Annotated in this window: 25 protein-coding genes and 15 tRNA genes; 36 read left to right on the top strand and 4 right to left on the bottom strand. The window is 35.6% G+C overall.

The window, feature by feature from the left end:
* Positions 1-215 precede the first annotated feature (215 nt).
* A complete protein-coding gene (locus REB14_RS07165; protein ID WP_079240478.1) occupies positions 216-1001 on the top strand; it encodes a TatD family hydrolase in 786 nt (261 codons plus the stop codon).
* A 52-nt stretch (positions 1002-1053) separates the two neighbouring features.
* Here the strand turns inward: REB14_RS07165 and deoD are convergent, their stop codons facing one another.
* Positions 1054-1764, bottom strand: a complete 711-nt coding sequence (gene deoD, locus REB14_RS07160) for a purine-nucleoside phosphorylase (RefSeq protein ID WP_079240479.1) — start codon at positions 1762-1764, stop codon at positions 1054-1056.
* Between the two features lie 77 nt (positions 1765-1841).
* Complete coding sequence (locus REB14_RS07155) at positions 1842-2714, bottom strand: AraC family transcriptional regulator (protein WP_309521859.1); 873 nt, start codon at positions 2712-2714, stop codon at positions 1842-1844.
* 109 nt (positions 2715-2823) lie between these two features.
* Here REB14_RS07155 and REB14_RS07150 point away from each other — a divergent pair, with 109 nt between their 5' ends.
* The 35 genes from REB14_RS07150 (at position 2824) to REB14_RS06980 (ending at position 23101) form a co-directional block, all read left to right on the top strand.
* Complete coding sequence (locus tag REB14_RS07150) at positions 2824-3966, top strand: acyltransferase family protein (RefSeq protein WP_309521858.1); 1143 nt, start codon at positions 2824-2826, stop codon at positions 3964-3966.
* A 6-nt stretch (positions 3967-3972) separates the two neighbouring features.
* On the top strand, positions 3973-4362 hold the full coding sequence (locus REB14_RS07145) for a VOC family protein (RefSeq protein ID WP_079240482.1): 390 nt from the start codon (positions 3973-3975) through the stop codon (positions 4360-4362).
* Positions 4363-4643: 281 nt separating this feature from the next.
* A complete protein-coding gene (locus REB14_RS07140; RefSeq protein ID WP_309521857.1) occupies positions 4644-5300 on the top strand; it encodes a hypothetical protein in 657 nt (218 codons plus the stop codon).
* Complete coding sequence (locus tag REB14_RS07135; RefSeq protein ID WP_079240483.1) at positions 5287-5868, top strand: DUF4919 domain-containing protein; 582 nt, start codon at positions 5287-5289, stop codon at positions 5866-5868. The genes REB14_RS07140 and REB14_RS07135 overlap by 14 nt, the downstream gene beginning before the upstream one ends.
* Positions 5869-5880: 12 nt before the next feature.
* Entirely contained in the window at positions 5881-7014 is a 1134-nt protein-coding gene (locus REB14_RS07130) for an AAA family ATPase (protein ID WP_309521856.1), read from the top strand.
* Positions 6987-7730 (top strand): hypothetical protein, encoded by a 744-nt coding sequence (locus REB14_RS07125; protein ID WP_079240485.1) that lies wholly within the window; start codon positions 6987-6989, stop codon positions 7728-7730. The genes REB14_RS07130 and REB14_RS07125 overlap by 28 nt, the downstream gene beginning before the upstream one ends.
* Positions 7721-10099, top strand: coding sequence for a hypothetical protein (locus REB14_RS07120; protein WP_309521855.1), 2379 nt, complete (start codon positions 7721-7723; stop codon positions 10097-10099). The genes REB14_RS07125 and REB14_RS07120 overlap by 10 nt, the downstream gene beginning before the upstream one ends.
* A complete protein-coding gene (locus tag REB14_RS07115; RefSeq protein ID WP_309521854.1) occupies positions 10089-11783 on the top strand; it encodes an APC family permease in 1695 nt (564 codons plus the stop codon). The genes REB14_RS07120 and REB14_RS07115 overlap by 11 nt, the downstream gene beginning before the upstream one ends.
* Positions 11770-12798, top strand: coding sequence for a soluble NSF attachment family protein (locus tag REB14_RS07110; RefSeq protein WP_309521853.1), 1029 nt, complete (start codon positions 11770-11772; stop codon positions 12796-12798). Before REB14_RS07115 ends, REB14_RS07110 begins: the two co-directional genes overlap by 14 nt.
* 424 nt (positions 12799-13222) lie before the next feature.
* Positions 13223-13351: a penicillin-binding protein gene (locus tag REB14_RS07105; RefSeq protein WP_167595381.1), complete on the top strand. Its 129-nt coding sequence runs from the start codon at positions 13223-13225 to the stop codon at positions 13349-13351.
* Between the two features lie 387 nt (positions 13352-13738).
* Entirely contained in the window at positions 13739-13864 is a 126-nt protein-coding gene (locus REB14_RS07100) for a hypothetical protein (protein ID WP_309521852.1), read from the top strand.
* A 62-nt stretch (positions 13865-13926) separates the two neighbouring features.
* Positions 13927-13994, top strand: a tRNA-His gene (locus REB14_RS07095).
* A gap of 8 nt (positions 13995-14002) precedes the next feature.
* Positions 14003-14076, top strand: a tRNA-Arg gene (locus tag REB14_RS07090).
* Between the two features lie 68 nt (positions 14077-14144).
* Positions 14145-14218 (top strand) — tRNA-Lys (locus REB14_RS07085).
* 7 nt (positions 14219-14225) lie between these two features.
* Positions 14226-14299 (top strand) — tRNA-Arg (locus REB14_RS07080).
* A 68-nt stretch (positions 14300-14367) separates the two neighbouring features.
* Positions 14368-14439: transfer RNA gene (locus REB14_RS07075), tRNA-Pro, on the top strand.
* A 6-nt stretch (positions 14440-14445) separates the two neighbouring features.
* A tRNA-Glu gene (locus REB14_RS07070) sits at positions 14446-14517 on the top strand.
* Between the two features lie 5 nt (positions 14518-14522).
* A tRNA-Ile gene (locus REB14_RS07065) sits at positions 14523-14596 on the top strand.
* A gap of 4 nt (positions 14597-14600) precedes the next feature.
* Positions 14601-14672 (top strand) — tRNA-Asn (locus tag REB14_RS07060).
* 217 nt (positions 14673-14889) lie between these two features.
* Positions 14890-14971 (top strand) — tRNA-Cys (locus REB14_RS07055).
* 199 nt (positions 14972-15170) lie between these two features.
* Positions 15171-15257 (top strand) — tRNA-Tyr (locus tag REB14_RS07050).
* 77 nt (positions 15258-15334) lie between these two features.
* A tRNA-Glu gene (locus tag REB14_RS07045) sits at positions 15335-15406 on the top strand.
* Positions 15407-15757: 351 nt separating this feature from the next.
* A tRNA-Leu gene (locus REB14_RS07040) sits at positions 15758-15831 on the top strand.
* A 91-nt stretch (positions 15832-15922) separates the two neighbouring features.
* A tRNA-Leu gene (locus REB14_RS07035) sits at positions 15923-15998 on the top strand.
* A 78-nt stretch (positions 15999-16076) separates the two neighbouring features.
* A tRNA-Phe gene (locus REB14_RS07030) sits at positions 16077-16148 on the top strand.
* Between the two features lie 177 nt (positions 16149-16325).
* Positions 16326-16396, top strand: a tRNA-Trp gene (locus REB14_RS07025).
* A gap of 126 nt (positions 16397-16522) precedes the next feature.
* Positions 16523-17008 carry a ribonuclease H-like YkuK family protein gene (locus REB14_RS07020; RefSeq protein ID WP_034693776.1) on the top strand — a complete coding sequence of 162 codons (486 nt, stop codon included), beginning with the start codon at positions 16523-16525 and terminating at the stop codon, positions 17006-17008.
* A 36-nt stretch (positions 17009-17044) separates the two neighbouring features.
* Positions 17045-17416 carry a cyclic-phosphate processing receiver domain-containing protein gene (locus REB14_RS07015; protein WP_079240490.1) on the top strand — a complete coding sequence of 124 codons (372 nt, stop codon included), beginning with the start codon at positions 17045-17047 and terminating at the stop codon, positions 17414-17416.
* On the top strand, positions 17416-17979 hold the full coding sequence (locus REB14_RS07010) for a DinB family protein (RefSeq protein ID WP_079240491.1): 564 nt from the start codon (positions 17416-17418) through the stop codon (positions 17977-17979). Before REB14_RS07015 ends, REB14_RS07010 begins: the two co-directional genes overlap by 1 nt.
* Before the next feature lie 6 nt (positions 17980-17985).
* Positions 17986-19002: an RNA ligase, Rnl2 family gene (locus REB14_RS07005; RefSeq protein WP_309521851.1), complete on the top strand. Its 1017-nt coding sequence runs from the start codon at positions 17986-17988 to the stop codon at positions 19000-19002.
* Between the two features lie 199 nt (positions 19003-19201).
* Positions 19202-20146, top strand: coding sequence for an MBL fold metallo-hydrolase (locus REB14_RS07000; RefSeq protein WP_079243843.1), 945 nt, complete (start codon positions 19202-19204; stop codon positions 20144-20146).
* Positions 20147-20168: 22 nt separating this feature from the next.
* The gene (locus REB14_RS06995) at positions 20169-20732 is read left to right on the top strand and encodes a metallophosphoesterase family protein (protein WP_309521850.1); all 564 of its coding nucleotides are present in this window, start codon (positions 20169-20171) and stop codon (positions 20730-20732) included.
* Positions 20733-20819: 87 nt separating this feature from the next.
* Complete coding sequence (locus REB14_RS06990) at positions 20820-21362, top strand: 3'-5' exonuclease (RefSeq protein WP_079240494.1); 543 nt, start codon at positions 20820-20822, stop codon at positions 21360-21362.
* A 106-nt stretch (positions 21363-21468) separates the two neighbouring features.
* Positions 21469-22023 carry a 3'-5' exonuclease gene (locus tag REB14_RS06985; RefSeq protein ID WP_309521849.1) on the top strand — a complete coding sequence of 185 codons (555 nt, stop codon included), beginning with the start codon at positions 21469-21471 and terminating at the stop codon, positions 22021-22023.
* 43 nt (positions 22024-22066) lie between these two features.
* On the top strand, positions 22067-23101 hold the full coding sequence (locus REB14_RS06980) for a hypothetical protein (RefSeq protein WP_309521848.1): 1035 nt from the start codon (positions 22067-22069) through the stop codon (positions 23099-23101).
* 13 nt (positions 23102-23114) lie between these two features.
* On the opposite strand, the gene REB14_RS06975 is transcribed toward REB14_RS06980, so the two are convergent.
* Complete coding sequence (locus tag REB14_RS06975; protein WP_309521847.1) at positions 23115-24014, bottom strand: alpha/beta fold hydrolase; 900 nt, start codon at positions 24012-24014, stop codon at positions 23115-23117.
* A gap of 5 nt (positions 24015-24019) precedes the next feature.
* On the bottom strand, positions 24020-24358 hold the full coding sequence (locus REB14_RS06970) for a GIY-YIG nuclease family protein (protein ID WP_079240496.1): 339 nt from the start codon (positions 24356-24358) through the stop codon (positions 24020-24022).
* Positions 24359-24362 lie beyond the last annotated feature (4 nt).

Raw genomic sequence — 24362 nt, 5'->3', positions numbered from 1 at the left:
CCGCCGATTATGTTGTTTTTACTCTTAAAACTATTTCACCTTTTCGTTTTTTTTAACTTCTTTTTTACTGCGTAAAAACATTGCGTACCATGCTTCTAGTTTTGCAGCCAAAAAACAGAAGCTATGAATCAGTCAGAACAAAAGTTTTCAAACAGAATTCTGCGAGTTTCCATTTTATATTTAGAAATTAACATTTAATAAAGATTAAAAAACAAATGAATACTTATATTGATATTGGCATTAATCTGACCAATAAACAGTTCCATAATGAACACGAAGAAATTATCAACCGCGCATTAGATCATGGTGTTGAACATATGATTCTCACAGGAACCAGCGTACGTGGAAGCAAAGAATCTGCAGAAATTGCAGAAGAATATCCTGAAATCTTGTTTTCAACAGCAGGAATTCACCCTCACGATGCCAAATCTTTTAATGGACAAAGCATCACCGAACTGAGGAATTTATTAAAAAAGGATCATGTGATTTCAGTAGGTGAGTGCGGACTGGATTTTGACCGGGATTTTTCTCCCAGACCTGTTCAGGAAAAATGCTATAAAGCACAACTGGAACTCGCCATAGAAATGAATAAACCCCTTTTTCTTCATGAAAGATCCGCATTTAAAAGATTTAATGAGCTCACAGATGATTACCTCTTACAGTTACCTGAAGCCGTTGTACATTGTTTCACAGGAACATTGGATGAAGCGAAGATCTATCTGGATAAAGGATTTTATTTAGGATTTACAGGAGCTATCAGTGATGGAAAAAGATTTAAACATCTTGAAGACGTTATAAAATATACACCTCTTGACAGGATGATGATTGAAACGGATGCGCCATTTATGCTTCCGAAGAATATGCCCAGAATACAGAACAGGCGAAATGAACCTTCTTTCTTGCCTTATGTAGCACAAACGATTGCCCATCTGAAGAAGATCAGCATTTCTGAAGTAGCAGAAGAGACTACAGAAACAGCCAGAAATTTTTTCAGACTATAAAAAAGAGCTCTACTGAATAAAGTAAAACTCTTTTTTATAATTAATTTATTTCTTACAAACTCTTTATTGCCGATTCCAAAGCCAGTTCCATCATCGGATTCAACGCTTTTTCTCTTTCGTCAGCAGAGATTTTTTCATGGGTAGGGATAATATCCGTTACCGTAAGAATAGTTGCTGCATTTTTTCCTAAATGCTGGGCATTGGCGAATAAGCCGAAAGCTTCCATTTCTACTGCAGGACAATTATATTTTGTAGCAATTTCCGGAGTGTTAGGATCTTTTCTGTAGAAAATATCACTACTGTGGATATTAATGGCTTTAGCATTTAAAGATAAATCTTTAGCCGTTTCATTGATGGTATTAAAGATATTCCCCTGGTGAGAAAGGATTTCGTCTTCAATTCCCCATGCATATTTGGCATAAGTGCTTTCGCTGGCTGCTTTGTCAATATTTAAAATATCAAAAAGTTTAAGATCTGTATTGTAAGCACCACAAGTTCCGATTCTGATGATCGTATCTACTTCATATTCTGTAAACAGCTCAAAAGAATAAATTCCGATACTCGGGAATCCCATTCCACTTGCTCCTACAGTAATTTCTTTACCCTTATAAAGTCCTGTATAATAAAAAATACCTCTGGTTTTGCTTACCAGTTTAGCATTTTCTAAATAATTTTCAGCAATATACTGTGCACGAAGCGGATCCCCCGGCTGCAATACTACTTTAGCAATTTCTCCTTTTTTTGCACTGATGTGAATACTCATAATATTTTTTTGAATGCGACAAAGATAGCAAATATGTAAATAGTGAACAGACCATCCGGTAGGTTATCATTTTTTATCTATTGCATTCCGGATGCACTGGAGTGTTCTGCATTCTTCCTGAACTGTGTGGGAGGAACGTTTTTAATTTTCTTAAAAACCCGGTTGTAGTAAGGAATATCACTAAACCCTGAAGCAATACAGATTTCAGCGACTGACAGTTTTGTCTTCAATAACATTTGACACGAAGATTCTATTTTAAATTCTGTCAGATAAGTGAAAAAAGATTTTCCTGTCATTTTTTTGAAAAAAACACAGAAGGATGATTTTTGCATTCCTACAGACCTTGAAATTTCTTCCAGGGTAATGTTCCGCTGAAAATTATTTAAGATAAAAAGATATATTTCCTGCAGCTTTTTTTCCTTTTTGTTTTCAGAAACAGGTCTTCCGACAACCTGCATTTTTTTACAGTAAGAAATTAATTCCAATAATTGTATAAAAGAAGAAAGTCTTTCAATACTATTCTGATCGATCATGGAAGTCATTAAAGTCTGGAGCCTTTCTAACAACTCATTTTGAAAAGAAACTGCATTTTCATTACTTTGAATTTCGGAAATACTATTCAACAGTTCAGGGAAACTATTTTTACAGCTTTCTAAAAAATCGTTTTCAAAAACAATCGTGATATTTTCAATGTTACCTTCACTGTCATGCACAGATTCATCAAAAGACCAGCAATGTGGAATGTTGGGAGGAATAAGAATGATTTCACCCTTTGAAAAATTTTCCACAATATCACCAATAATTCTTACACCGCTTCCGGTAATAATATAAGACAATTCCCAGGTTTCCTGCTGATGTAACGGAACCTGCTGATTCCATTTGATATGAACATGATCAAAATGAAACGTATGGGTTCTGGCTTTTGGATAATATTTTAAATTTTGCTTCATTTAAAGAATAAAAATCATAATAATGTAAATATAAGACAATGATTGGAAAATATAGAACAAACTTTTTGATGACAGACCCTCTATTTTTGCATCAAATCTTATTTAAAATATGAATCAGACCTTATCTGTTTCTCAATCGAAACCCCATTATGAAATTCTTGACGGCTTTCGTGGAGTAGCTGCTATCATGGTTGTATTTTTCCATGTTTTTGAAACTTTTTCCAATGGAGATCATACAAAGCAGATTATTAATCATGGCTATCTGGCAGTAGATTTTTTCTTTATGCTTTCCGGATATGTGATCAGTTACGCATATGATAACCGATGGAACAACATGACACTGAAAGATTTTTTTATCCGTCGTCTTGTGAGATTACAGCCGATGATCATCATAGGCTCTTTGGCAGGAGCTGTTTTATTCTATTTTCAACATTCGGAAGGATTAGGGTGGGGCGGAATTTCCACGACTCCGGTTTGGAAAGTAGTATTGGTTATGTTGGTAGGGATGACGGTTATTCCGGTGGGTAAAAGTCTTGATATCAGAGGCTGGAATGAGATGCATCCTTTGAACGGGCCATCATGGTCGCTGTTTTTTGAATATATTGCCAATATTGTGTATGCTTTGGTTTTAAGAAAAGTTTCCAAAATCGTATTGGGAATTCTGGTATTAATTTCTGCTGGGTTTACCATTCATTATGCATTTACCAATCCAAATGGTGATATCATCGGAGGTTGGTCTATAGACGATGCAATACAATTGAAAATAGGCTTTACAAGGCTGGCTTTCCCTTTTTTGATGGGAATATTTTTAGCGAGAGCTGTATCATTAAAATTTACAAAAAATGCCTTTTTTTCAACAAGTATTTTACTGGTCATTTTATTTGCATTTCCACGTCTGGGAGGAACTTCTGCACATTGGCAAAATGCGTTCTATGAATGTTTCGTTTTGATGATCATGTTTCCGGTTGTTATTCTGCTGGGAGCTGGAGGAAAAGTGACGAATGCAGAAGCGAGCCGTTTCTGCAAGTTTTTAGGAGATATTTCATATCCGATATACATCACCCATTTTCCATTGGTGTATGTTTATATGGCCTGGATTGTAAATGGAAAACATACATTGGAAGAACCTTTGTCCTGGATTTTAGGATTGATAACCGTATTGGCTTCGGTAATTTTAGCATACTGTTCTATGAAATTCTACGATATTCCTGTAAGAAAATGGTTGAACAAAAAATTAATTTCAAAAAAATAAAAAGAAATGAAAATAGAGCATATCGCGATTTGGGTGAAAGATCTTGAAAAATCCAGAGCATTTTATCAGAAATATTTCGGAGCCGTTTCCAATGAAAAATACCATAATCCTGTTAAAAACTTTCAATCCTATTTTTTAAGTTTTGAAAATGGCTGCCGTCTTGAAATCATGACCAGACCGGATATCAAAGAAAGCGAAAACTCTTATGAATCTCAGCAATATGGAATGATTCATCTTGCATTTTCTGTAGACAATAAACAAAAAGTAGATGAACTTACAGAAATACTGAGAAAAGATGGATATAAAGTGGTCGGCGAACCTCGTACCACAGGAGACGGATATTATGAAAGTGTAATCCTTGATCCTGAAAATAATATCATTGAAATCGTAGCTTAACCTGTCATTGCGAGGAGCTTTAGCGACGAAGTAATTTTTAGTATAGTAATGAATACGTAATTTCAAACCTTGTAGGTTTTAAAAATCTATAAGGTTTAGATTGTAAGATTTATTTTGCTGAAAATCTTTGATTTTCTTGTGCCTTAAAAACAACATAATGCTATAACCTTTGCGCCTTTGCGTTTTCCAACCATATAATTCCCCCAAAGAATCCATATTTAACACGAATCTTCTTCGCAAAAATTTTATTCTCAACGAAATAATTTTATTTTTGTTAGATCATGGAAACCAAGTCACCGTTTTTAGACACGATCTTTTTGCTTCGTAAAGAAGAATGTATTACTCTTTTTTCAAACTTACAGCAAATTTCCCCTCAGGAAGAGGCGGAAGCAGGAGATTATTTTGAAACTGAATTCGAAAAAGAAAGACTTGAATTTTTGTCAGATCAATTAATCTGCAGCAAAGAAACATCTGTTTGGGCTGCCAAAGTGCTCTACCATAGTGTACAGCTTTATCTCATTAGAGAAAATACAGAAAAAAATATTGACAATCTTATTCCCCGATTCAATGGAATACGGGACATTCCTTCTATCTTATCTGCAGATTTATCCCTGAGATTTTTGCCACAGGTAATAGTTGCTTTAAATACTGTTGATCCTGAAGATCCAATAATAACCATGCTGGAAAATATTCTGACACGGTTTCACTATTCCGGAATAGGGTATGATCTTGATCTGAAGAACGTGAACTGGAAAGAAGAACTGAAAGACAATACATACAGAAAACTCTATCTGGAAAGAATTGTTGAAAAAAGAGATTATAAACTGGCGGAAATTCCGTTTATTAATAAATTACTAATAGCCGAATTCGGAATGCACAAAGATACATTCTGGCGAGAACTAAAAACTATAACCGAAGACCACAATGAAAACGTATGAGAAAGTATTTGAATTTTTAACTGACCCTACAAAAGAAACATTCCTGAAATGCCGTGAACTGGTGATCAATAATCCTGAATATGATCCCTATTCCGAAGACATTGAAAACATGCAGGATTTACTGAATGAAAGTAAATTTGAAGAGGTTATACAATATGTCAACGTCAATATTTTGTTGAGTCCCAGAGCACATATCTGTAAATATTTTGCTTACAAAGAGCTGGGTGATGAAAAAGGAAGGAATATTGAAATGACCATAGCACAGCTTATTTTTGAATGCCTTGAAAAAACAGGAGACGGAACCAAAGATTCTCCTTATATGATCACAAGAATTTCTGACGAAAGAGATCTGATCAGACATCACCTCAATAAACAGGATGTTTCACAAAGTCTGGTTAAGGATGGAGATAAAATCATGGATGCCCTTACACTGGATGACGGAACACAGCTGTATTTCGATATCAAAGTGCCTTATCAGAGACTGGCTTTTTCATTCAGTAAAAGAAATGAACAGGCAGAAAATAAAGAAGAAGAGAAAAACCCGAAGAAAAAGTGGTGGAAATTTTAATTTTTAAAATCAATGAACCAAAATATAAATCAGCTTAATACCGTCCTTAACTACGTAAAAGATACTTTTGTAGGTAAAAATGATGTCGTAGACCTATTGGGAATATGCCTTTTGGCCAGAGAAAATGCCTTTTTGTACGGACCTCCGGGTACTGCAAAATCAGCTATTGTCAGAACATTGGCAAAAACAGTAAAAGACGGAAAAAACTTTGAATATCTGTTAACCCGTTTTACAGAACCGAACGAAATTTTCGGACCTTTTGATATCAGAAAACTGAAAGAAGGGGAGCTTTTGACCAATACAGAAGGAATGATGCCCGAAGCCTCAATGGTTTTTCTTGATGAGATCTTCAATGCGAACTCGGCAATTTTGAATTCCCTTCTGACGGCACTCAATGAAAAAATATTTAAAAGAGGAAAAGAAACCAAACACCTTCCTGCACTGATGTTTGTAGGAGCAAGTAATGTTCTTCCGGAAGATGAAGCACTGAATGCATTATTTGACCGTTTTCTGATAAGAATTAACGTAGACTATGTCAATCCTGAACTTTTACAACAGGTACTTTTGGCAGGAAGAAAACTGGAAAACGAAGAAGAAACGGAAATTCCGGAAATCCATGCCGATGAAATCAGGCAGCTCCAGAGCCTATGCCGGACAATAGACCTTAAACCCATTTATGAAGTATATCTGAACACAATCATGAGCCTCAGAAATACAGGGATTACCATTTCTGACCGTAGAGCTGTAAAACTTCAGAACCTGATTGCTGCAAGTGCTCTGATCTGTGGAAGAAAAGAAGCCGTACTTTCTGATTTGTGGGTGTTGAAGCATATCTGGGATACCGAAGAACAGATTGAAATTCTGGAAGGAATTATCAACAGAACAATTGAGAAAGATGACCATCCGGATTCCCATCCACAGGCCATGCAAAACAAAACTCCCAATCCTGAAGAAGTCATGAAAGACGTAAAAATTCTTGTGGAAAAATGGAATGGAGGAACATTGAGTTTTGAAGAACAGAATGTAATAAAAGATAAACTGAGATATCTGCAGACCCGTTGCGACTGGATCAGAAATCCGGAACAGAAGCAGTATATCCAGCAAGAAATTGAAAGCTTATGGCAGAAGATTCTTCAAAGCGTTTAAAAGAATTCTGGGCGGAAATTCCCCGGGCAGATGAAGACTTTCTGGGCTCAATCCGAGACTGGAAGAATATTCAGATTGCTGTAGAGGATGAAACGATCTGGCTGAAAGGTTTTACCGAAGAACAAGCAACAGCCTCAGAAATACAACAATTGCCCGATTTTATTTTATATGAACTTCGTGATGGCCTTTTATTCAGAAAAGAGGCTTTGGTTCCCAGTAAAAAAATGAGAACAGCATTGCTCTGGATTCCTATAGACAAAGCATTACAACTTAGTCTTCCCCCTTCAAACCAAAACTATTTTGGGATTCACAAGCAGATTCAGATACAACTAAAAGAAAGTAATGAAGAACAGCCGGCCATCGCTTTACTCTGTAATATTGCTGATATTAAAGACCGTATTGTAGCATTGCCCAAATTTAAACTTGAAAAAATACAATGGACTTTACTGGGAGATCAAGCACTGTTTGTAGGAGTTCCTTTACTCAGCTTTCCCGGAAAAACCTATTGGACTAAAGACAGACATTTACTGCCTGCCGGTCTGGATTTTGAATTTAAAAATGTAAGCCCACTGTTGCAGCAGAAATATAATAAAGAGCCGGAAGGATGGCTGTTATGGGATGAAAATGGGAACTGTATTTTAATGAAAGATACCGATTTTCGTTCGTTGTCCGTAAGCTCATTCCGTCTTACCGAAAAATCAAGAGAATGGAATTAAAGACTTATTTCCAGTCCTACGAAAATTACTTTTGGGAATGGAAAACAGATGAAGATGTTCCCGGAGATTCCGGTTATCATGAAAATAATCTCCTCTCCATCCCTGGAGTGGGAGCAATTGCTTACAGGCCTTATGTAATGGAGATTCTGAAAGAGCTTCAACCGCAGGGATGGCCTCCGTTCGGGGCATTGCTTATGGTTTTATATGCGATGCAGGATGGCTATACAGATTTTACCAGTCCATTAAGACGTACAGCAGAGTTTTATAGCGGAGAGGATTTTGAATTCAGTGTAGAAAAACAAATTGAATTTCTTGAAAAAATAAAATCACTTCCTAAAGCCTATAAACAAAGACAGAACAGAATTGTACTGCTGCAGACTCTTTTTGAAAACGGACACAACAGATTGTCTCCAAGCCTTTCCGATGGTTTCCTAAGATTCTATTATAAAAGACCACAGGAACTTGCTTCCAGTGCAGAAAAACATGACGAAGGTTCATCTGCTTTAAACAAAGATTTAAGTGCTCTGAACCTGAACGAAAAGTTTCCTACCATGCAATCCATCATCGATGCCATGAAAGGATTGATACATGAGCCAGAGCTGGATGATGAGGTGATAGAAGAAGAAACAACTGCAGATACCGATAAAGATTTTATCAGAGAATTAATTGAAGAACCTAAGACATTTCAGGTGGGAAGCCTCATTAAAAGAATATGGAGCGGGCTGAAAATTCCGATGCGTCATCTCTCTCCCGGTGAACAACCTATCGGAGGAATTTCTGATATGACCAACAAAGGTGATTTTCACAGGATGCTTCTTTCCGAATTTGCCAATGAAGATGATGTCTTTATGAATCGTGTTGCCAATAACGAAGCCCTTTATATTCAAAGAGAAATTCCGCCTGAAGAAAATATTTTTGAAAGAATTATCCTGATTGATACTTCCCTTAGAAACTGGGGAACGCCGAAGGTATTGGCTTATGCCTCTGCAATAGCCGTTATTAAACATCCCAAAGCCCATTCTGAATGTAAAGTTCTGGCTTTAGGGCAGGCAGCTACTCCTATTGCTTTGAACAAAGTGGAAGAAGTGGTGGAAAACCTTAATCAGGTAAGTGCAGTTCTGGAAGTTTCGGAAGCCCTGGAGAAGTTTTTTAACGAACATCATTCAGAAAAAGATATTGAAGTTTTCTTTATTACCCATCAGGATAATATGGCTGATGAGGAAATTCAGCGGGTTGTACATCAGAACAGAGATAAACTGAAGTTTTTGGTGACAACAGCTTCAGATGGTGAAATTAATTTTTATAAACATCATAAAGGAGCAAGAAAACATATTCAGAAAATAAAACTTCCATTGCAGGAGATGTGGGCCAATCCGCCGCAGCAAAAACAATCTGCTCAGAACTTTAATGGAAGGAAAACAGATCTTCCGCAAAATTATCCGATCTTATTCCCAACACCCGTTAATAAGATTGCTAAGTTCTTATATGAAGGCGAATTTTTCATTCTGAGTTCAAAAAAACAATTGCTGAAGACTTATCTTTCCGATAATTATTATGACAGACATTCCTATGATTATTATAAAACACATCATGGCTGTGAAGTACTGTTTGATCAAATTTCCATAAAACCCAAAGGACAGTTTGCTCTTGCAAAAAACAGACAGCAGCACTTTATTCTCTGTCAGTACCATCCTGAACAGAAACTTATTTTAAAACTTAATCTTAATACCGGAGAATATTCTGACCAGAACCTTACAGGGATGAATATTCCGGAGTCTTACAGATTGATTTATTTTGGACGGAATTTTTATCTCCATCATCCGGATAGCGTTACTCATTATAAAATAAATATTGATGGGAACATTTCTGTAGAGCCTATTACCGGAAAGGATAAAGAATTTGAAAAAAATAATATAAAAGCAGAAGCGGAAGTGGCAAAATTGCAGGGAAGCGGGTTGAGAATTGTTAATAATTTCAATAAGATCGGAATCAACACCTTTCAAAATCTGGTTGTTTCAGGAAATGAATTATACAGTGCTTCTGAAAACACCCTGGATTTTTCCAAAAATAAATATGATATTAAAATTTTCGCAGAGCAGAATAAAAATAAATTTACATTTCCGGATGGAAGTGAAATTATTACCGATTCACGAGGAATGCTGACATTCAGAAGCAGTAACAAAAGCATTGAAGAATTCTTTATTCCCTCTACTTTGGGAGGCTTTCTATCACTGGCAACTTATACGGAATTTGGAGGATCAGAATATTATCTTCCGGAGCACGCCCTGTTGAAAGTAAGAACCATGGATGATATGTGTGACAGGTTTTTAAAACCGTTTATAGAACAGATTTTGGATTATGGAGCTTAGAATAAAACCTTTCCCGAAAAATAACTATCCCAAAAAAGGACTTTTGATCAAAGGTTCTTCGCCTGTGGTATGGCTTCAGGAAATGGAAGTCCTTGGAATTAATTTACACCAGGTTAAATCTTATGCTATTCCGGCAGACAGCCCCAATGTGCTGTATGGATGTTTTCTTATTTTTGATGACCATGCTCCACAGGAAATAGGACGAAATAGCTACTTTCAAAAGGTGGATGACAGACTTTTCATCCCTGAAAATACAACGTTTTATCCCAAAATAAATCCTGAAGACTGGGTACAGCTTGATTGCCGTTTTTTGATTATGCATCCCGAATTCGGATTGGTAAAACTCTCAGAAGAAATCGACTGGATTTCATTAATTCAACAGCCGGAAACCATAAATGAAACCATCAGAAAACCACTGAACGGAGTTTCAATCCCTCAAAAAATTGAAAGCTACACGGTGGAGATGGATGATGAAAAAGTAATGGAAGCATTACAGCCCAAACAAACCGAAGAAGAATGGATGAACGATCTGCCATTTGATCTTAAAAAAGTAATGGCCGGAAATAAAAAAGAAATAGAAAAATACTTAAAATATATTGAAAAATACCCCGAAAGAGCTGTAGAATTGGGCGTTTCTCTCGATGTTATGGGAACTTCGAGAGGAGATGGATTTGGTAAATTTACCTGGCTGGAAGGATTATTTGGTGGTGCAGGAGGTAAAAAGGAGAGTGCAGGAACCAGAAATTTTCGCAGAGTATTTTGGGCAGTTATTATTGCAGCGATCGTTTTAAAGATTGCATTACCTTCAGATAAAAATAGTTCTGAACAGAAAGAAGAAACTCCTTCTTCAGGAAAGATAGCAAACAATGCGGTAAAAGCTCCTTCGGATATGATTGCTTTCCAGTCCGGAACTTCGGAAATTGATCTTAAGATAGATTCAATATATCACCAGCAGAGAAAAGGATTATCCAAAGAGCTTATTCATGCAGGAATCATAGAATCCAAAACGAAAGAAGACAAAGAAAATTATAAGAAAGGAGGTGGAAGAGATGTAAGCGAAATAGGAAGGGATATTGAAAAGCTTGTTCATAAAGAAAAGCAGAGCAGAGATTCCCTTAAAACCATTTACACCCAGAAAATTACAAAACATATTGAACAAAAAACTGAAAATCTGAAACGTAAAATTTCAGATTCTCTAAAGCAATACACCAAAGGAAAACCGGTGAATGGTGATGTTGTAAAATATCTTCTGAAAAAGAAGAAGGCATTGATGGCAGATTCACTAGGGAAACTTTACGGTACACTGGAGGTCGTGGATCCTTCTTCTGCTTCAATCGACAAATCTAAAGTAAAAGGAATGGGTTCAGAAGGAACTCCTTTAGAAAAAGAAGCTCCCGTTTCAGATATTCTGTATATGGTAATCCTGATGATTGCCGGAGTAGGATTGTACTCATTCCTGTTTAAAAATAAATTGTTAAACCTTGGTGGAGACAATGTACCCAACTGGGTAAAGTTTGTTTTAATAGCAATTCTTGTAGCCATGCTGGTGTATTTATTTTACCCGTTGGTAAAAATGTTTGGATACAACTGGTTTGTATGGGTTCTGGTAATTTGTGTGCTGTTACTCCTTTACCGTCTGTTTAGAGAAGATAAAACCATTTTAAACTCCGATGATGATGAATAGACAGAAATTTATAGACAAATTTATGGCAGCATTTGTACTGTTGGCCATGTTTAAGATTGTCGGAATTGTTGCCCAGCTATTCCATGAAAGTTTCTGGAGTGTGGCAGGAACATTGGGTATTTTCTTAATTGTGGCGTTTATTATCCTCATTGTGATCACTTCCTTAAAAGATAAAGAACAAAACAACAGAAATTCAGCAGGACGTAAAGGCAGTGGGAGCAGTAGTTTCTATCTGGAAAACTCACTTTTTGACAGAATCCGAAGCAAATATGAAGAGCTGGCCGAAAAATACATTGCTGAAAAAGATTATAAAAAAGCTGCGAGAGTTTATATGAATCTCCTTCAGGATAACTACAGAGGAGCAAAAACATTAGAAAATGGTGAGCTCTACAATGAAGCAGCAGTAGTATACCTAAAAAAACTGAACAATAAATCCGATGCTGCCGTTTGTTATGAAAAAGCAAAGCAACATAAAAAAGCCATTGATCTTTATAAAGAAATGGAGCAGAAAGAAAAAGTAGGAGATCTCTATAAAGAAATCAACGACCTTAAAAACGCTCATCACTATTATCAAATGGTTGCTGATGATTATGTGAAAAACAGTCAGATGGTAAAAGCTTCTTTGGTATACCGCAGAAAAATGGAAAAAATAGAAGAGGCACAAAAAGTACTGCTGAAAGGATGGGAAGAAGATAAAGATGCTTTCAACTGTTTGAATAATTATTTCGCCAATATTTTTGATATTAAAAAGTTGGAGTCTGAAATACAGAATTTATATAAAAAAGCTCCGGCTCACAAAAAAATCACGTATCTGGACGTTATGAAATATGAATTCAAGAAAGATCCGAAACTCCATACCGTTACAAGAAATATAGCTTATGAAATCATTGCTGAAAAAGTAAGCACCCGATCCGAAATTGTGAATGAACTGAAGTTTTTTAATCCTGATGATGAGGTGATTTTGAAAGATATCTCAAGATTCAAAACAGGAAGAAATAAGATGTTCAGGAATTAAATATTTAAAGATTGAAGAATTTAAAAATTAAAGAAAAATTTCTCTTTGGAAAAGAAATATCATCCGCTTCATCAAATCAATTGTAATTGATCCATAAAGATAAGAAACTCTTGAAATAAAAGATAACTTAACAATTCTATTTTTGTTGAAAAATTGCAAAGACGCAAAGGTTTTATAAGTTTTATCTATAATTTTTTTAAGTCGCAAAAAAAATCAAAGATTTTCAACAAGGTTAGCTTATTAATTAATTGCATTATTTAGCAATATTAATTAGCAGTATTAAATTTTATCGGAGATAAAATCCTCGCGCCTTAAAGCACAATTTTTTGATATTATTTTGCGCCTTTGCGTATATAAAACCTTCCAGAAATTGTAAATATTATAAAAATGATACCAAAAAGATTTATCTTTGCACCAGAAAATTATGACAATACAAAGAGCACATATCAATGCAGAACTATTCAAAAGTCCTTCTAATAAAGGATTATTTGGACGTGATGAGGTGATATGGAATGAGGCGAAATGTGCTGACTTTGGAAATTATTTACTATAAACTTGTAAAAAATTAATCAAAATACAACAGAAACGCCTCGGAAAACCGAGGCGTTTTTTGTTTTTTAGGTCAGAAATTATTTAGAATGAAAAAAAATAACCGTAAACATGAAAATTTTTTAATAAACAATGAAACTTTAATACGATAAAATAGAGTGATAAGCAACCCAGTGAGAGACAGTCATTTAGGTAATTAAGATATCCGCAAAATATTGCGGACAGAAATTCTCTATTCTAAAATTCAAATGTAATTAATTGATTGTCAGTATTTTAATTTGAAAATTTATTTGCAGGTAAAAAAAAATCATATTTACTTTGCAACCGAAAATTGAAAGCAACAGGTTTTCAGGATTCAGTTAAAAATAATTTAGAAACAAACAAAAATAAAATGAAACAGTTACACAGCATATTCAATCAATATTCAAGACTATTCGGACAGGAGCCGACAGGTGTTGCGTGTATTCTTGAAAGTGGAATTGTGGATAAAAGGTGCTTATATACGTGGGTCAGCTAATGATCTCTTACGTTTAAATATATGAAGCGCCTCCCGAAAAGAGGCGCTTTTTTTATGGTTTCTTTAGCTTATTTGGTAAAGCGCCGGTCTGTGGAACCGGAGAACAGGGTTCGATCCCCGGAGATACCCAAAGTAGAAAATCTCATGGCTCAATTGGATAGAGCGTCGGTTTACGACACCGAAGGTTGAAGGTTCGAGTCCTTCTGAGATTACAAAGAATGTGAATTTTAAAATTAGCAAGCCAAGCAAATTGATTATTGATGATTCACAAAACCAAAACAATCTCATAGCTCAAATGGTTAGAGCACCGGTCTTTTAAACCGGGGGTTGAAAGTTCAAATCTTTCTGGGATTACAAAAACGGTTCCGTAGCTCAACTGGATAGAGCATGGGTTTTCTAAACCCAGGGTTAGAGGTTCGAATCCTCTCGGAATCACAAAAAGGTTCATGGAAACTTTCCCATCCGGCTGTCTCCCGGAAAAGAAACGGAAGTGAACCCCAAAGCTGGAAAGATAACGGTGGTTGTTTACCCGTCTTGGACGCGGGAGGTCGCAAGTTCGAGTCTTGCTTTCCAGACAATTTGTTCCATTAGCATAGTGGTAAGTGCATTCGGCTTTCTACCGAACGACAAGGGTTCGATCCCCTTATGGAATGCAAATGATTTCGTAGCTCAAGTGGTTAGAGTGTCGGTCTGATACACCGAAGGTTGAAGGTTCGAGTCCTTCCGGAATTACAATGATTTTGTAGCTCAATGGCAGAGCACCGGTCTGTTAAACCGGAAGTTGAAAGTTCGAGTCTTTCCAGAATCGCAGGTAACTAATTGTTAATTGTTTCAGGAGAAAAAGTAAAAGTTTGTCGAGAGCAGAAGATCTTTACGCCAAACACGAAAAATAGAGACAGGCTTTTCTTCTCTCCGGATTCATTAAAAGTAGGAATATCATTTATAAATTTTTAGGTAAAATAAAGTTTGTCAAGCGCAGAAGTTCTTATATCAAACAAATGAAGACAGACTTTATTTTTTAATCTGATGGTTCGCCGAAGTGGAAGAGTCGGGGCGGTCTGCAAAACCGTTGTGTAAACTGAGTGGGTTTGAATCCCATAACCATCTCAAAAAAGGGAAAATAATAGAAAGGGAAATACACAAATGAAATATTATTACTCTTATGAAATATCCTTTATTAATAAAAGAAAAAGGCTGTCGAGCGCAGAAGATCTTTAATCAAACATTCAATAAAGACAGACCTTTTCTTTTTAAAAGGAAAAATGAGGAATTACTTATTAATCATTATTAATTGCTCATAAAATACGGAAGTACGCCGAAGTTGGAGAGTCGGGGCAGACTGTAAATCTGTTGCTTCATTGCTGAGTAGGTTCGAATCCTACTACTTCCACCAGCCGCTGATAATGTAATGGCAGCATGCAGGAAATGTACTCTTGTTGTTTAGGTTCGATTCCTGGTCAGTGGCTTAATGCTCTATTCGTCTAACGGTGAGGACGCCTGCCTTTCGAGCAGAAAACAAGGGTTCGATTCCCTTATAGAGTACTGGATGTGAATAGCTGGTCAATATTGAATTGATATTAATACCATGAAAGTTCAGATTTTATTGAAAAAATTGGCCAGTTACCATTCACACAAAAAATGCAGAAAAGAGAAAAAAGGACTGTCGAGAGCAGAAGATCTTTAGTCAATAAAAACAGACAGCCTTTTACTTTTTTAAACCAAAATACAATTAGGAAACGAGAAAGGTTTGTCAAGCGCAGAAGATCTTTACAAACACTAACAGGCATAGTTTATCAACAGACAGAGCTTTCTCAAACCTAGACACAATATGATGAGCAATAAGTAATAACCATAGATTTTCATATTACTAATTACCCATTACTAATAAATTACGCCTCTCTATTCCAATTGGCAGAGAAAACGGCTTTAAACCCCGTAAAGTCCCAGTTCGAATCTGGGGAGAGGTACAAAACATGAGCAATAAGCAATGAGCAATAAGTAATAACCATAGGTTTTTATATTACTTATTACCAATTACTCATTACTCATAAAAAACCTGCGGGAATGGTGGAATGGCAGACACTCTTGATTTAGGATCAAGCTTTTGGGGGTTCGAATCCCTCTTCCTGTACCAAAAATAAGCAATAAATAATGAGCAATGCGTAATAATGCCAGTCATAGATTTTCATATTACTCATTACTTATAAAATCCGGAAGAGTGATGTAGAAGGTCTGCACGTTAGTCTGAAAAACTAAAGTACAGGTTCAATTCCTGTCTGTTCCGCAAAAACATGAATGATAAGTAATAAGCAATGAGCAATCATTGATACCTGACTGATTTTTGATATTACTTATTACCAATTACTCATTATTCATAAAATTGATTCATAGTGTAATAGGCAGCACACAAGATTTTGATTCTTGGAGTTTAGGTTCGAGTCCTAATGAATTAACAGTATTTACTCTGATAGTATAATGGCAGCATCTCAGTCTCCAAAACTGATGGTATCGGTTCGAGTCCGGTTCGGAGTGCTAAAAATGAATGGTCAATAGTGAATTTTGCTTTGCAAATGAATCTTTAAAAATTGACGGTAAAACGAATTGACGATTCACAATTCACAAATTAATTTAAAACAAAATTTAAAACATGTAGAAAAAATGGAAACGCAACAACAAACATGGCAGAATATGAATGGAAAAATTTTCCAACACTCTATCACGCAGCTGGTAGAAGAAGCCATCCTCCGCGAACAGGCCAACGGACATCGTCTGAAAGTATGTGTGGGATCAGACTCTCATGTATACGGAGATGCCATCAACTATGCTACAGCAGTAGTATTTATTCGTGAGGGAAAAGGAGCGTTTACCTTTATCAGAAAAGAAAGAGAAATACAGAGTATCAGTATCAAAGAGCGAATGCTGAATGAGGTCAACAAATCCGTAGAAATTGCATACGCGATCTGCTCTGTGTTGGATGCTTATGGTGTGGAAATGGAGGTACACGCAGACATTAATACCGATCCCGATTTTAAATCCAATGTAGCATTGAAAGATGCCATGGGATATATTCTCGGAATGGGATATGTGTTTAAAGCAAAACCTTTTGCCTTCGCAAGTTCCAATTGTGCTGATATGATGGTGTAATAAAGCTGGAAGCTTAAAAACTATAAAAATTAACTCATGGAAAAAACAAAAAGATTACTATTTCTGGATGATATAAGATACCCGATTGAGGCTTATCATTATACTAAACAGGATATTTTCCTCAGAAGCGACTGGCATATCGTTCGAAATTACGAACAGTTTGTCAACAGAATTCTGGAAAAAGGCCTTCCGGAAATGATCTCTTTTGACCATGATCTTGCGGACGAGCACTATTTGAAACAGAATTCTCAGGAATTTGTTGAAAAAACAGGAAACGACTGTGCCAAATGGCTGATAGAATATTGCATGGACAATTATCTGGACCTTCCAGAATTCTATTGTCACTCCATGAATCCGGTAGGAAAGGAAAATATCTTAAACCTGCTGCAAAACTTTAAAAAATTGTAATGAACATTTTTAGATTTATCGAAGATATAAAAAGCCATTTGAAACTCACATTTGACGAAGTGGATGGATGGTTTGAAAAAGATAAAAAAATGTTGAATCATCAGCCTTCTAATGGAGGCTGGACGGTTCAGCAGATTTTAGAGCACATTTATCTTACAAATTTTTACCTGCTGATCCTTATCGAAAAAGGTTTCAAAAAAGCAATGAAGAATTCTTTAGATCTTGATATTGAATCTGAAATAAAAAATTACAGTTTCAACAAAGAAAATTTTGACAAAGTAGGAGAATATGGTGCTTTTAAATGGATAAGACCAGAACATATGGAGCCGAAAGGAGAATTGAGTTTGAATGAAATCCGAAACTTAATTAACCAGCAATATCTTCAATGTTTAAACTATCTTGAAGTAATGAAAAATGGGGAAGGACTCTTGTATAAAACGACAATGACAGTGAATGACCTGGGGAAAATTAATGTATATGAATATATTTATTTTCTGGCACTCCATGCCCAAAGACATAGTACCCAGATGGAAAAAAACGAATCAGAAACGATTAAAAACTAAAACAAAATGATTTTCAAAACATATAACGCTATAGAAAATGCTTACCAGGCCCGCGTGATCGAACAGATCAGGATGCAGGGTTTTGGGGATGAGGTTTTCATTGTACAGGAAAAAGTTCACGGAGCTAATTTCTCTTTCTTTACCGACGGAAAGGAAATTAAAATCGCTAAGAGAACTGCTTTCATCGAAAAAGATGAGAAATTTTTCAATGCCCATCAGATGTTGGAACGCTACAGAAAAAATGTAATAGAAGTGTTTCAAAAAGTAAAAACCATTCATCCGGATGTAGAAACTGTAGTGATCTACGGTGAATTGTTCGGTGGCGGTTACAAACATAAAGAAGTAGAACCCGTAAAAGATGCTGTAAAAGTACAGAAAGGTATTGAATATGCACCTTACAACGAATTTTACGCTTTCGATATTAAACTGAATGGTATTACCTATTTAGATACAGAAGTTGTCAATCAGATTTTTGAAGAAACAGGATTTTTCTATGCAAAAATTTTGTTTCAGGGAAGTCTTGAAGAAGCTTTGAAATTCCCTAATGTTTTCAATTCAAAAATTCCGGCTTGGCTGGGATTACCCGAATTGGAAGACAATAGGTGTGAAGGAACCATCGTAAAAACTTTGAAAACCAGATACTTTGGAAACGGAGCCAGAATTATTCTTAAAAATAAGAATGAAAAATGGGTAGAAAAGTCCAAAATGGTTAAAAAAGAGGGTAAAACTGTTCAGAAACAGATTCACTTCAGCGAAAAAGCTCAGGAAATCTGGGAGGAAATCCAAAAATATGCTACAGCCAACAGATTGAATAATGTGGTGAGCAAAATCGGCGAATTCGAACCTAAAATGATAGGTAAGCTAATTGGTCTTTTTTCACAGGATATTTTAGAGGATTTCCAGAAAGACTTCCCGGCAGCTTTTGCAACTATTGAAAAAGAAGAGCAGAAAAGGATCAACAAAAAGTTGAATTCTTTAGTCATTGATTTTATAAAAAAAGAGTTGATGACTCTTAAAGTATAGTTTCGGTAAATTTTTACCGAAACTTTTTTATGTATAAACTAAACCATAGAGGCAACATAAGTCTTAGAAATTTGATTTTCATTATGCAGTAAGTTTGTCATTCCGTTAGGAATTTCAATTGTTAAAAGTGAAAATATATTTTAAGATTCATTCAAAATGGCAAATGTTATAAAGATTTATGGTTCAAAAAAAGAAAACTATGTTACAAGCAGAAATAAAAAGTCTTTTAAAAGAAGACATCAGTATATTAATCAAAATTCCTAATTCCGGAAAGCATTATTTGTGCGATTGTGGGGAAGCGAGTTTATTGACTGTGAAAGAAGTTCAGTCCATATCCGCAATATTCATCAGTCATACGCATATAGATCACTTTTCAAATTTCGACGGAATTTTCAGACATCAGATCGGAAGTGGTGAAAAAGTAGTGATTTGCGGACCGAAAAATATCCATCTACAAGTTGAAGCAAGATTAAAATCTTACACTTGGAATCTGATTGATGAAAAGGCAATTGCCTACGAAATCCGTGAGATTGTTTCAAAAGATGAAGTTAATGTTTACACCCTTCGTCCGCCACAATGGGATATGGAATTGATCAACACCCAGAATTTCCTGTTTGAAGACGAATATGTCAACGTTGACTTTGCTATTCTGGATCACAAAACAGATTCTATTGCTTATTTGTTTAAAGAAAAAGACACGGTAAGCTTCAGTGAAAATGCTTCAGATTTCAAAAAAGGAAAGTGGATTGGTGAGCTGAAGACTGCATTTGAAAATAATGATACAGAGAAAGAGATTGAAATCGAAGGGAATGTTTACAAAGCAACAGAATTGTTCCACTTATTAACCCTTAATGAAGGTTACAAACTTGGTGTCATCATGGACCATGCAGTAGCCGAAAACAATTATGACAAAATAAAAGCGGTTTTTGCAGGAACGGATTTGGTATATATCGAAACATTCTACAAGGACTCTGATCAGGAATTTGCAAAGATCAACTATCATAGTTTTGCTTCAGCATCAGGAAAAATCATGAATGAATGTCAGGTGAAAGAAGCCATTCCGATTCACTTTTCGAGAAGATATACAGAAAGTGATCAGGAAGAAATTGAAACTGCTTTTTATAAAGCATTTCGTAAAAATTAATTAAAAACAAACAATTAAAAAAATGAAACCCAATATATTTTTTACAGCAGACCATCATTTTGGTCACGAGAATATTATAAAGTTTTCAGAGAGACCTTTTGAATCACTGGGCCATATGAATGAAGAACTCATAACAAGATGGAATGAGAAAGTTGCAACCGGTGATACCGTCTACCATTTAGGAGATATGAGTTTAGGAAAACCTGATTTTACAAAAGAAATTTTAGATCGGTTAAATGGTAATATTCATCTGATCAAAGGCAATCATGAAGGAGCGGCTTTAACCTATCCCAAGCGGTTTGCTTCCATCAGAGATTACCACGAACTGAGAATTGATGAACCGGAGGAAAGTAATGGTAAACAGAAAATCATTCTTTTCCATTACGCCATGCGTATCTGGAATGGCTCACATCGCGGAGTCTGGCAGTTATACGGCCATTCACACGGAACCTTGCCGGATGATGAAATGGCACTCAGCTTTGATGTTGGGGTAGATTGCCACAATTTTTATCCGGTTTCCTATGAGGAAGTCAAAGAAATAATGAAGAGGAAAAAATGGACGCCTCCATTTGCTCCCAGAAATTAACAATTAATGATGAAAATGAAGCTTGAGGATATGAGAAGTATAAGCCTAACTAACTTCTAACCTCTAGCTTCTAATTTCTAAAAAATCATGAAAACAGCCAATGAGATGATAATCATCGATCTGGAAGCTACATGTTGGGAAAACGACAGAATTCCCAATGGACAACAGGTCGATATTATAGAAATAGGAATTTGCAAATTAAACTTAACATCAAAAGCAATTTCCCAAAAACAAAGCATTTATGTAATTCCAGAACGGTCAGAAATCAACAGATTCTGTACACAATTGACCGGAATTACCCCGCAACTGATAGAAGAAAAAGGAATCTATTTCGAAGAAGCCTGTGAAATAATCAGGGAGCAATATCATTCAGAACTGCTTATCTGGGCAGGATATGGAAACTTCGACGGTGAGCAGATCATAGAACAATGTGATTGGCTCGGGATAGCCAATCCTTTTTCAGAAAACTATATGAATGTGATGCATGAATTTAAAAGGCATTTCAGACTGCATAAACAAATAGGACTTAAAAGAGCTCTGAACTATCTGAATATGGATTTTGAAGGTACCCATCACAGCGGAGCAGACGATGCTTATAATACAGCCAGAATTTTAAGTAAGATTCTGTAAATAGTAATCAGGCCGGAAGACTGAAACTAAAGGCGGGAGGTAAAGTAGATACTATGGAAAACTTCCGTATCCGTCTTCTATCCTTTAACAATTAAATTTTTAACAAGTGAAAATAACAGAAAATATATTAATAGTAGACCTTGAAGCAACGTGCTGGGAAAACCGGCCGCCAAGAGGTCAGGAAAGTGAGATCATCGAAATCGGAGTATGCATTATGAATGCAAAAACCGGTAAGATCTCTAAAAATGAAGGGATTTTAATAAAACCCCAACATTCAAAAGTAAGCCCGTTCTGTACGGAACTGACCACGCTTACCCAAAATATGCTGGATCATGAAGGCATTATGCTGGATGATGCTTTCGATATCCTGAGAGCAGAATATGATTCCGAAGAATTGACATGGGCGAGTTACGGAAATTATGATCTGAATATGCTTCAAAACCAGGCAAGAAGATTCTACACAGATTATCCGATGAGTGATGACCACATCAATGTAAAAACATTATTCGGTGAAATTCACCCTACTATCAGGAAAAGTGTCGGAATGAACAGGGCTTTGGGTGAATTGGGGATGGCTTTAGAAGGTACCCACCACAGAGGAGTAGATGACGCCAAAAACATTGCAAAGATTCTGCATTGGTGTCTTCAAAAGTCCTTATAAAATTTTAAAAATTCATATATTTAAATATCTTGATTCTTAATATATGATTGAAGAATATAATGTGCTGGAGCATATCAGAATGCGGCCTGCAATGTATATAGGTTTTCTGAACCACTTAGGCTATAATGAATTAATAAGCTATTTTATTGAAGATTTCATTAAAGCAGAAATCTATGATATCACTTTCATTCTGGAAAAAGATAATAGATTGGTTATGAGATGGGTCAGTCCTGGGAAAACACTTTTTAATACAGAAATCATAAAAAGTATTGATCAGTATAGGCAGGGACAATTTTATTTATCATTAGCTGGTATTATTGCACTGACAGAGTCTTCTACGATTGAGGTTAATAGCTTACGTGTATTGCAATCCGAAAAAGGGAACTTTGAGATTTTGGACAATATACATCATATTAATAATGACGAAACCTGCAGATGGACAATTGATTTCATTCCTGATAAATATATTTTTAATGGGTTGATATTGAGTTACCGGGTTTTGAACAATTTGTTCAGAAGGTTTTCATTTTTGGATTCAAATATGAAAATAAGAAGTATTGATGAATCTGGAGATGAACAGCAGATTAATATTTTTCATTACCCAAATGGTTTAGCTGAGATCATAGATGATGAAGTGCAAAAGAGATTGCCATATGATTCCTATTTTTTTACATTGAATTTTCAGAAAAAAACACAATATTCTTATTCGGTAGCATTTGCTTTTGGGGATCACCAGGTCTTTACACCAAAAATCAAGATGTACGCCAATTATAAAGAAACCATTTTGGGAGGATCATTACTGGATGGAATTTTACAGGGATTCAGTATGTTTTTGAAAGAGGAAGCCGTTAAGAGAAATATAAAATTAAATATAAGAGCAACAAAACTTAAAAAATATCTGTTGCTTTATGGTTCTATACAAGGAGAACTTACATTTTTGGGTTCAACAAGATGGAAGCTTGGAACTCCGAAAGTGCAGAAGGAAATGAAGAACTTTATGTATGAAGAACTGAAACTTTATTTTGCCAATAATGAAGATAAGACAATTCATATTCTACAAATTTTACAGGATGAATAATAAAAGGCTCCCTTTAATATGGGAGCTTTTTGTTGATAGTATTGACAATACTTTCACTGATTGTATCAAATAATTCCTCCGGAATAGAATGTCCCATCCCTTCAATGAGAAGCCATTCGGCATTAGGAATAGAATCCGCAATATCTTTTCCGCAATCAGAATGAAAGATCAGATCGTCTGTTCCATGAATAATCAAAGTCGGAGCTGATATTTTTTCCAATATCTCAGCATTATACTGATAAGAACCCATCGCTAAAAGCTGACGGATAATTCCATTTTTTGTTTTTGAACGGGTAAGTTCTTTTTCAAGCAAAGCCATTTCTTGATTCGAATCAAAAATATATCCCGAACCCGATATTTTCTTTGCAAAACGGATCTTTTCCCTCAAATACTCTTCTTTCTGAAGAACAGGATCAGCAGATACCTGTGTCATCATAGCCATCATTTCAGAATCAGGCTTAGGAAGAGACGGATTCATAGAGGTGGACATGATGATCGTTAATGATAAAACTCTTTCAGGATAATAGGAGCCTAAAAGCTGTGCAATAATTCCTCCCATGGAACGTCCCACAATATGCGCTTTTTCAATCTTTAAATAATCCAGTAAACCAATAACATCATTTGCCATATCCATCAATGAATAAGGTATACCTTCCTTACTCAATGCAGCAAAGATTTCGTCAATCCCTTTACCAGACGGAAGTTCCCTTTGTATATCGAAAACAGAACTGCCTGAATCTCTATTATCAAAACGGATTACTCTGAAACCTTTTTTTACCAAAAGATCACAGAATTCACGATCCCAGCGGATCATCTGACTTCCTAATCCTGAGATCAGGACTATATTTTTGGAATTTCCTTCACCAAAAATTTCGTAACATAAGTCTACATCTTTTATAGAAGTTATTTTCATAGAGTTTAATAGAATTCTGCTTTACTTTCTGATCTTACTTTTTGTTCAGCTTTCTGTATCTCCTGACGATAATTGATATATTCATTATTCTGGTCAGGTACAATTGTAGCAAACTCAAATGTAAAAGATTCACTTCCGAGCTCAGTCCATTCCTTTTGTAATTGATAATTGGTAAACAATCTGCCATTTAAAAGAAATTTCATCTTGTTCACCAATGCTTCCAGATGTAAAGAAGCCTGAACATATTTTTTCCCGTTTAAAGTATTGGTAACAGCAAGTACTCCCATTGTTGTGGTATAGTCTTTTGCCTTTTCTCTTAGCTGTTTCTTTAATGCATTTTTCATATTT

This window comes from Chryseobacterium metallicongregator (genome assembly GCF_031324065.1).
Taxonomy (GTDB): domain Bacteria; phylum Bacteroidota; class Bacteroidia; order Flavobacteriales; family Weeksellaceae; genus Chryseobacterium; species Chryseobacterium metallicongregator.
The sequence above is the reverse complement of the archived record's forward strand: the minus strand, read 5'-3'. Positions and strand labels throughout refer to the sequence as shown.